Source organism: Streptomyces longispororuber (assembly GCF_014656095.1).
GTDB classification, from domain to species: Bacteria; Actinomycetota; Actinomycetes; order Streptomycetales; family Streptomycetaceae; genus Streptomyces; species Streptomyces longispororuber.
Genome location: NZ_BNBT01000233.1, coordinates 1 through 8,942, shown reverse-complemented (window position 1 = coordinate 8,942; position 8,942 = coordinate 1). Strand labels below are relative to the sequence as shown.

The 8,942-nt window shown below is 74.8% G+C and carries 7 protein-coding genes; 4 read left to right on the top strand and 3 right to left on the bottom strand.

The window, feature by feature from the left end; translation table 11 throughout:
* Positions 1-230: 230 nt before the first annotated feature.
* The gene (lysX, locus tag IE330_RS36640) at positions 231-3,590 is read right to left on the bottom strand and encodes a bifunctional lysylphosphatidylglycerol synthetase/lysine--tRNA ligase LysX (protein WP_190140508.1); all 3,360 of its coding nucleotides are present in this window, start codon (positions 3,588-3,590) and stop codon (positions 231-233) included.
* A gap of 143 nt (positions 3,591-3,733) precedes the next feature.
* Between lysX and IE330_RS36635 the strand changes: the two genes are divergently transcribed.
* The gene (locus IE330_RS36635; protein ID WP_190140507.1) at positions 3,734-4,216 is read left to right on the top strand and encodes a universal stress protein; all 483 of its coding nucleotides are present in this window, start codon (positions 3,734-3,736) and stop codon (positions 4,214-4,216) included.
* A 91-nt stretch (positions 4,217-4,307) separates the two neighbouring features.
* Complete coding sequence (locus IE330_RS36630) at positions 4,308-5,744, top strand: amino acid permease (RefSeq protein WP_190140511.1); 1,437 nt, start codon at positions 4,308-4,310, stop codon at positions 5,742-5,744.
* 24 nt (positions 5,745-5,768) lie between these two features.
* Here IE330_RS36630 and IE330_RS36625 read toward each other — a convergent pair whose 3' ends face one another.
* Positions 5,769-5,981: a hypothetical protein gene (locus tag IE330_RS36625; protein WP_229926186.1), complete on the bottom strand. Its 213-nt coding sequence runs from the start codon at positions 5,979-5,981 to the stop codon at positions 5,769-5,771.
* Between the two features lie 450 nt (positions 5,982-6,431).
* Positions 6,432-7,691: a CapA family protein gene (locus tag IE330_RS36620; RefSeq protein WP_229926185.1), complete on the bottom strand. Its 1,260-nt coding sequence runs from the start codon at positions 7,689-7,691 to the stop codon at positions 6,432-6,434.
* A 297-nt stretch (positions 7,692-7,988) separates the two neighbouring features.
* On the opposite strand from IE330_RS36620, the gene IE330_RS36615 reads away from it, so the two are divergent.
* Together IE330_RS36615 and IE330_RS36610 are read left to right on the top strand one after the other, a co-directional pair.
* The gene (locus IE330_RS36615) at positions 7,989-8,504 is read left to right on the top strand and encodes a hypothetical protein (RefSeq protein WP_190140506.1); all 516 of its coding nucleotides are present in this window, start codon (positions 7,989-7,991) and stop codon (positions 8,502-8,504) included.
* Positions 8,505-8,662: 158 nt separating this feature from the next.
* Positions 8,663-8,942: zf-HC2 domain-containing protein (locus IE330_RS36610; RefSeq protein WP_190140505.1), on the top strand; the 280-nt coding region annotated here is incomplete at its 3' end.

The following is an 8,942-nucleotide window of genomic DNA, read 5'->3' as shown; positions in this document are numbered from 1 at the left end:
CGGGGTGCCGGCGGGCTCGGCGCCGACGCAGCCGGTGCCCGCCGCGAGGCCGAGGGCGGTGGCCCCGCGGAGCAGCGCGCGCCGCCCCGGAGGCATCTGATCGTCTTTCATGACTAATGCCTCGCATGGCGGAAGGCCCGTGGCTCTCAGCAACACTGCGGGGGCGCGCGAATGCACCCGATGGGACCAGCGCGGATCGCGGGGCGGGGCCGCGGGGGAAGGCGGCGGGCTCAGCGGCGCCGCACCAGCGGGAAGGGCAGCGTCTCGCGGATGGTCAGGCCGGTGAGGAACATGACGAGCCGGTCGACGCCGATGCCGAGGCCGCCGGTGGGCGGCATGGCGTACTCCAGGGCGTCGAGGAAGTCCTCGTCCAGCTCCATGGCCTCCGGGTCTCCCCCGGCGGCGCGCAGCGACTGCGCGGTGAGGCGGCGCCGCTGCTCGACGGGGTCGGTCAGCTCCGAGTAGGCGGTGCCCAGTTCGGCGCCGAAGGCGACGAGGTCCCAGCGCTCGGCCAGCCGGGGGTCGGCGCGGTGCCGGCGGGTCAGCGGGGAGACGTCGGTCGGGAAGTCCTTGTAGAAGGTCGGGAACCGGGTCTTCTCCTCGACGAGCCGCTCGTACATCTCCAGGACGATGTCGCCGGGCCCGTCGTCCGGGGCGTACGGGACGTGGGCGCGGTCGCTCAGCCGGCGCAGGCGCTCCAGCGGCGTACCGGCGTCGACCTCCTCGCCGAGGGCCTCGGAGAGCGCGCCGTGGACGGTCCTGACGGGCCAGGGCCCGGAGAGGTCGTACTCCTGGCCGTCCCGGTGCGCGACGGGGCTGCCGAAGGCGGCGGTGGCGGCGGCCCGGACGAGGTCGCGGGTGAGGTCGAGCATCACGTCGTAGTCGGCGTGGGCCTGGTAGGCCTCCAGCATCGTGAACTCGGGGTTGTGCTTGTACGAGACGCCTTCGTTGCGGAAGGTGCGGCCCAGCTCGAAGACCTTCTCCAGGCCGCCGACGCAGAGCCGCTTGAGGTACAGCTCGGGGGCGATGCGCAGGTACAGGTCGAGGTCGTAGGCGTTGCTGTGGGTGGTGAAGGGCCGGGCGTTGGCGCCGCCGTGGACCTGCTGGAGGATCGGCGTCTCGACCTCCAGGTAGCCGCGGTCGAGCAGGCCCCGGCGCAGCGCCTGGACGGCGGCGGAGCGCAGGCGGACGACGTCGCGGGCGGCGGGGCGCACGACGAGGTCCAGATGGCGGCGGCGGACCCGCGCCTCGGGGTCGGTGAGGCCGCGGCGCTTGTCGGGCAGCGGGCGCAGGCACTTGCCGGCGAGCTGCCAGGAGGTGACGAAGACGGTGAGCTCGCCGCGGTCGCTGCGGCCGACCGTGCCGGTGGCGGTGACGAGGTCGCCGATGTCGGTGCGGGCGGTAAAGGCGTCCAGGACGCCGGGGCCGGAGCGGTCGCGGCTGAGGGCGAGCTGGAGGTCGCCGGACCAGTCGCGCAGCACGGCGAAGACCAGGCCGCCGAAGTCGCGCACGAGCAGGAGCCGTCCCGCGACGGTCACCTGCTCGCCCGCCGTGCCGTCGTGGACGGCCGCCAGGACGTGGGTGCGCGCCGGGACGCCCACCGGGTACGGGTCGACGCCCTCGGCGCGCAGCCGGTCGAGCGCGCGGTGGCGGACGCGGACCTGCTCGGGCAGCGCCTCGGCGGGGTCGCGGCCCGCGGGGTCCGCGCCGAGGCCGAGCGCGGTGAGGGACGGCAGCCCCTCGGTGGTGGCGGGCTTGGTGACGCCCCGGGGGCGGTCGTGGCCCCGGCCCCAGAGCGTGCGCAGCGAGGGCACGGAGACGAAGCCCTCGGCGATGCCGGAGGCCAGGCCGATGCGGGCGAGCGAGCCTGCGTCGCCGTAGCAGAGGAAGCGCGGGTACCACTCGGGGTGGTACTTGGCGTTGGAGCGGTAGAGCGCCTCCAGTTGCCACCACCTGGAGAGGAACAGCAGCAGCTTGCGCCACAGCCGCAGCACGGGTCCCGCGCCGATGCGGGCGCCCTCCTCGAAGACGGAGCGGAACACGGCGAAGTTCAGGGAGATCCGCCGGATGCCCAGCCGGGGCGCGGCCGCGCACAGCTCGGCGACCATGAACTCCATGACGCCGTTGGGCGCGCTGCGGTCGCGGCGCATGAGGTCCAGCGAGACGCCGTCCTGGCCCCAGGGGACGAAGGACAGCAGGGCGAGCAGCCCGCCGTCGGCGCCGAGGGCCTCGACCAGCAGGCAGTCGCCGTCCTCGGGGTCGCCGAGCCGGTCGAGCGCCATGGAGAAGCCGCGCTCGGTCTCGGTGTCCCGCCAGGCGTCCGCCCGGTCGATGATCTCCTCCATCTCCTCGTCGGTGAGCCCGGCGTGGCGGCGGATGCGGGCGGTGGCGCCGGTGCGCCGGACGCGGTGCACGGCCTGGCGGGTGACGCGCATGTCGCGGCCGTCGAGGTCGAAGTCGGGCACGTGCAGGACGGCCTCGTCGCCGAGCTGGAGCGCGCCGAGCCCGGCGCGCGCGTAGGCCGTGGCGCCGTCCTCGGAGGCGCCCATCACGGCGGGCGCCCACGCGTACCCGCGGGCGACGTCGAGCCAGGCGGCGATGGCGTGCGGCCAGGCCTCGCGGTCGCCGACGGGGTCGCCGCTGGCGAGGCACACGCCCGCCTCGACCCGGTAGGTCACGGCGGCCTTGCCGCTGGGCGAGAAGACGACGGCCTTGTCGCGGCGGGTGGCGAAGTAGCCGAGCGAGTCCTGCGCGCCGTAGCGGCGCAGGAGGGCGCGGATGCGGGGCTCCTCGTCGCCGTGCAGGGCGGCTTCCATGCGCTGGGAGCGGAACAGGGTCGCGGCGGCGTTCAGCAGGGCGAGGGCGCCGAACAGGCCGAGGAAGAAGGACAGTGGCCGGGGCGGCGTGCCGTCGAAGTAGTCGTGGCCGTGCGGGAAGCCGCCGCAGACCCGGTTCGCGGCCCACAGCAGCCGTTCGCCGCGCGGCAGCGTGCCGGGGAACAGCTCGACGAGACCGCGGCCGAGGAGGATCGCGAGGCCGAGTCCGGCGGCGAGCACGGCGACGGCCCGCCACAGGGCGCCGCGCCGCGAGTCGGCGTAGAACTCGGCGCGGGCCAGGACCAGCACGGCGAGGGCGGCGCCGCAGACGAGGAGGGAGGGCAGGGCCGCGGCCCGGTCGCCGAGGGCGATGCCGAGCACGTCGAGGGCGAGGAGCAGGCCCAGGTAGACCACGACGAGCCACCAGGCGACCTTCTTGCGGGCCGCGGTGGCCGCGGCGAGCAGGAAGAGGAGCACGGCGTAGGCGAGGTTCGCGCTGACCGGCACGGTGAGCAGGTCGAGGAAGCGGGTCACGGGCCGCAGCAGCCGCCGCAGCGGCGCGACCACGGCGATGACCGCGCAGAACAGGCCGAGCGCCCCGAAGAACGCCCCGAACGCCTCGGGCACGTGGCCGAGGCCGGTGACCCGGAGCCGGCCGCGGCGGGGCCGTCCGGGGCCGGGGCCGCCCGATGGCTCGGCGCCCGATGGCACGGCGCCCGTGGCGCGGGGCCGCCCGGGTGGCCCGCCGCCCGGCTCCTGCGCGCTGGCACTCATGGTCACGACTGTAAGAAGGGGCGGGCCGCGCCGCCCGTCGAGCGGGGCCGGGAGGCGCCGCGGGCCTCGCACCCGGGGGCCGGGCCCCCTCGGCCAGGAGGCCGCCGAGGTCCGGAACGGAAGGCTCCGATAGCCTCGGGAGCGTGACCGATGAGCCCGCTCCGCAGTCGTCCCCCGCGCCCCACCGGTTCGAACGCGGCACCGACGGCCCCAAGGTGATCGTCGTCGGCGTCGACGGTTCGGACTCCTCGCTGCGCGCCGCGGCCTACGCCGCGGGCCTGGCCCGGCGCCAGCGGGCGCTGCTCGCCGTCGTGTACGTCCAGCCGGTGCTCGCGGCGGGCGCCGCGCTCGGCGCGCCGGTCGCGGACACCACCGAGGCCATCGCGGAGAGCCTGATCGCCGAGATCCGGGACGCGGCGGAGCGCGTGAAGGACATATTCGACGTGCGCTGGGAGTTCCACACCTTCCGCGGCGACCCCTACAACGGCCTGGTCGCCGCCGCCGACGAGCTCACGGCGGACGCCGTGGTGGTGGGCGCCTCCGAGCAGGCGGGCCACCGCATCGTCGGCTCCGTGGCGGTGCGCCTGGTGAAGGCGGGGCGCTGGCCCGTCACGGTCGTGCCGTAAACGCGGGGCGCGTGGCGTCTTCCGCGCCCTCCACGGCTGAGCCATCATGATCCGCCAGCAGCCGACCGTCAGCAGCGGAGAGGTGGGGCTCATGGCCGGACCAGGGGTGGGGCGGGGCGTGCTGCGCCGCAAGCCCATCGAGCACATCGAGGACGCCGACGACACCGGGGCGGGCACGGGGCTCACCCGCACCCTCGGCCTCTGGCAGCTCACCGCGATCGGGGTGGGCGGCATCATCGGCGCGGGGATCTTCACGCTCGCGGGCACCGTCGCCAACGAGAAGGCCGGGCCCGCGGTCCTGATCTCCTTCCTCGTCGCGGGCGTCGCGAGCGCCGCGGCGGCGTTCTCCTACGCGGAGTTCGCGGGCCTGATCCCGAAGGCGGGCTCGGCGTACACCTACGGCTACGCGGTGCTCGGCGAGCTCGCGGGCTGGTTCATCGGCTGGGACCTGCTCCTGGAGTACACGGCGATCGTGGCGGTGGTCGCCATCGGCATCTCCGGGTACTTCAACTTCCTCCTCGGCGAGATGGGCACCGAGTTGCCGGCGTGGATGCTGGGCGCGCCGGGAACCGGCGACGGCCACAAGGTCGACCTGTTCGCGGCGCTGCTGTGCCTGTTCATCGCCTATCTGCTCACGCTGGGCATCAAGAACGCGGCGCGCTTCGAGATGGTCGTCGTGGTCCTGAAGGTGCTCGTGGTGCTCCTGGTCATCGGCGTCGGCTTCTTCCACGTCGAGACGGGCAACTACTCGCCGTTCCTGCCGTTCGGCGTCAGCGGCGCCTTCACGGGCGCGGCCACCGTGTTCTTCGCGGTCTTCGGCTACGACGCCATGTCGACCGCGGCCGAGGAGTCCAAGGACGCCCAGCGCCACATGCCGAAGGCGATCCTGTACTCGCTGGCGATCTCGATGGTGCTGTACGTGCTGGCCTGCCTGGTCCTGACGGGCATGCAGGACTACAAGGACATCGACCCGGAGAGCGGCTTCTCCTCGGCGTTCAAGGCGGCGGGGCTCGGCGGGCTCGCGGACGTGATCGCGGTGGGCGCGATCATCGGGATCCTCACGGTGATGTTCACGTTCATGCTGGGCTGCACGCGCGTGTGGTTCGCGATGAGCCGGGACGGGCTGCTGCCGAAGTGGTTCGCGAAGACCCACGAGACGCGGCACGTGCCGACGCGGGTGACGTGGCTCGTCGGGGTCGCTTCGGCGCTGATCGCCGGGTTCCTGCCGATCGGCGAGGCGGCGGAGCTGACCAACATCGGCATCCTGCTGGCGTTCGTCGTGGTGTGCGTCGCGGTGATCGTGCTGCGCTACCGGCGTCCGGACCTGCCGCGCTCGTTCCGCTGCCCGGGGATGCCGGTGGTGCCCGCGATCGGGGTGGTCTTCTCGATCTGGCTCATCACGTTCCTGGAGTGGCAGACCTGGGCGCGGTTCGCGGTGTGGTTCGCGCTCGGTCTGGTGGTGTACTTCGGCTACTCGTACCGCAAGTCGGAGCTGGCGAAGGCGGCCCCGCCCGGGGACGGCCGGTAGCCGCGGCGGCCGCCGGGCGCGCGGTCAGGGGGTGAGGGCGTCCAGGACGCCGCTCACGAGGTCGCCCAGGGTGTCCAGGACCTCCCGCCCCAGGCCGGTCGGGGCCAGCAGCACGGCCAGCACCAGCAGGAACAGGACGGTCAGCCGCTCGTCGGCCAGACCGCGGAGCGACTTCCCGCGCAGCCGCAGCACGACCACGACGACCAGCAGCAGCACCAGGTTGATGGTCAGGTCCACCGGCACGCCTCCCCTCGGGCGTGGCGCCAGACGCCGGCCCCGCCCTTCCTGGATAGCCGAGATCCGGCGGGGCGGCGGCCGGATCGCCGGTGATTGACGGGAAGCGCCCGTCGCTGGCCGGATATGCCCAGGAGTGCGCGGTTCCCGGCGGGCGTACGGCAGCGAAGGGGCGTACGCGGCGCACACCGCGCCCCGCGCCGCGTACGCCTCGTGCCGCGTACGCCCTCGGCGGCGTGGACCGTCCCCACGCGCGGGCCGCCTCCCGCGCAGGCCGTCCCCACGCGCGGGCCGCCTCCCGCGCAGGCCGTCCCCCGCACGGGCCGTCCAGCGTCCCGCACGCCGCCCTGTGGCGGCTTCCGTGCGGCGCGCCTGCCGCCGCCCCGCCGCCGTTCCCGCGCCCGGCGGGAGGCGCCGGACGGCGGGCGGCAGGCGGCGGGCGGCGGCCCGGTGTCACTTGCCCATCACCAGGCCGTCGCCGGCCGCTCCGCGGCTGAGGGTGACGCGGCGGATGCGGTCGCGCACCTCCCGCACGTCGGCCCCGCGGTCCAGTGCCGCGTTGAGGTTGACGACCCGTCCGGCGCGCGTGTCGAACCAGTGCGGGATGAACTCGGCCCTCGCCACCTTCCAGAAGGTGAAGCGGCCGACGGTGCCCTGGTTGCCGCGCGGGTCCTGGGCGCCCGCGTGGTTGATCATGTCGCCCGCGATCTGGTCGCCCATGCCGTAGACGATCCAGGTGCCGTTGACCTTCTCGTACGCCTGCGGGACGTGGGCGTGGGTGCCGATGATCAGGTCGATGTCGGGCCGTCCGGCGGTGCGCGCGGAGGTGAGCTCCCGGCCAAGGCGCACCTGCTGGGCGTCGGGCTCGTCCTGCCACTCGGTGCCCCAGTGCAGCGAGACGACGACCACGTCGGCGCCCGCCGTCCGGGCCGCGCGGGCGTCGGCGAGGATACGCCCGCGGTCGATGAGGTTCACCGACCACGGCTTGCCCGCGGGCAGCGGGATGCCGTTCGTGCCGTACGTGTAGGCGAGTTGGGCGACCTTGGCGCCGCCGGCGCGCAGCCACGCCGGGGAGCGGCCCTCGGTGGCGGTGCGCCCCGAACCGGCGTGCTTGATCCCGGCCTCGTCGAGCGCGGCCAGGGTGCGGTGGATGCCCGGCGTACCGGCGTCCAGGGTGTGGTTGGAGGCGGTGGAGCAGGCGTCGTAGCCCGTCGCCTTGAGGCCCGCGGCGACCTGCGGCGGGGACTTGAAGGTGGGGTAGCCGGTGTAGTCGCCGTTCGCGCCGTAGACCGTCTCCATGTGGCAGATCGCCAGGTCCGCGCGGGAGACGACGGGCTTGGCGCCCGCGAGCATCGGCGCGAAGTCGTACCCCTCGCCGCCCGCGTCGGCCTGCGCCTGGCGGATGATCGAGGCGTGCGGCAGGACGTCCCCGGAGGCGACGAGCGTGAAGGGGCGGCCCGCGCTCGTGCTGCCGCCCGCCGCGGACAGCGCGGGCGAGGCCCGCCGGTCGGCCCGCGGCTCCCGGGGCTCGGGACCGGCGCCGCAGGCCGTGGCGGCGGTGGCCACCACGACGGCGAGGAGGACCAGGACGCGGCGCGGGGGCCGGGGGCGGGGGACGGTGGACCGGGTGCGCCGCGCCGTGGGCCCGGCGCCCGGCGGTGCCGTCGGCGCGTCGTCGGCCGGCGCCGTGGGCCCGTCGTGGGGAGGTGTCATCGCACTGTCTTCCATAGGTGGGGTAATCGGATAAAGCGATACAGATACGGAGACAGACGACAGTCAAGGAGCAAGGCCGCGGGGGTCACTGAATCGGGCCCCGTCGCGGCGGGTGGTGAGCCGAAAAACACACGGCCGTCGACCTGCGACGAAACCGCAGCGCGGGTCAAGGCTCGGTAAAGCGCCTTGCTTCGGACCCCCGTTGGGACATCGTGTTGCCTCATCCGTGTTCCGGGTGGGGGGCCAGAAGCCGGTGACGCGTACACGAAGCCTAGGAAGCTTGGAAGGCGGAGCGTGATGCTGCACGAGAGCACGGGCGGTATCGGCGGCCCCAGCGGCGACGAGCTGACGGTGCCCATGGCGTGGCTGTACGCCGAGTACATCGCCGACGAGGTGCTGCGCACCGGGGACCTGATGCCGCCGACGTCGTTCGAGTACCGGGCGGGGCGGGACGCGCTCGCGCTGACGGTCTTCCTCTCGGACACGCGCGGCGAGCTGTCCGGCGTCCGCGTGGTCTCGCAGCTCGAGACGTGGCTGACCCTGACGGCCCACGACAAGGCCTGGCAGGACTGGGTGCGCGAGCGCCTCGACGGGCTCGCCGCCGACGCGGCGGCCGCGCGCGGGCCCGCGCCGGACCTGGTGCTCGCCGAGGCGGCGTGGCGCTGGCTCGAGGAGACCGAGCTGCTCGCCCCCGACCTGGACGCGGTGCCGGGCGGCGGGCCGGGGCCGGGCGAGGACGACGTACCGAAGGTGTGGACCCCCGCCTGGCAACTGGGCCTGCCACTCGGCCACTTGGCGGTCCAGCTCTTCTGACCCGGCGGCGCAGCCGCAGCCGGTTCCGCCGTCCGCGTCGGGCGTGAGGGCGCTGTGTCGTCCGCGTCGGACGTGAGCGTTCCGCCCTCCGCGTTGAGCGCGGGGGTGGCCGGATCCGTACGGGAGGGTGCGGAACACCCTCACCGACAAGGAACGCCATGAGGTCCCTGGAGCGGCACCACGACGCCGGAGCGTACGCGCTCGGCGTCCTCGACGCGGCGGACGCGTTCCGCTTCGAGGACCACCTCATGGACTGCCCGGCCTGCCGCGCCCGCCTCACCGAACTCGCCGCGCCCGTACGGCTGCTGCGCGCGCACCGGGGCCCCCTCCCCGAGCCCCCGGCCCCCGGCCCCGCCCTCCTCGGCCGGCTCCTCACCGCCGTCGCGCACGCCCGCGGGACGCGCCGCAGGCAGTGGCTCGGCGCCCTCGCCGCCGGTG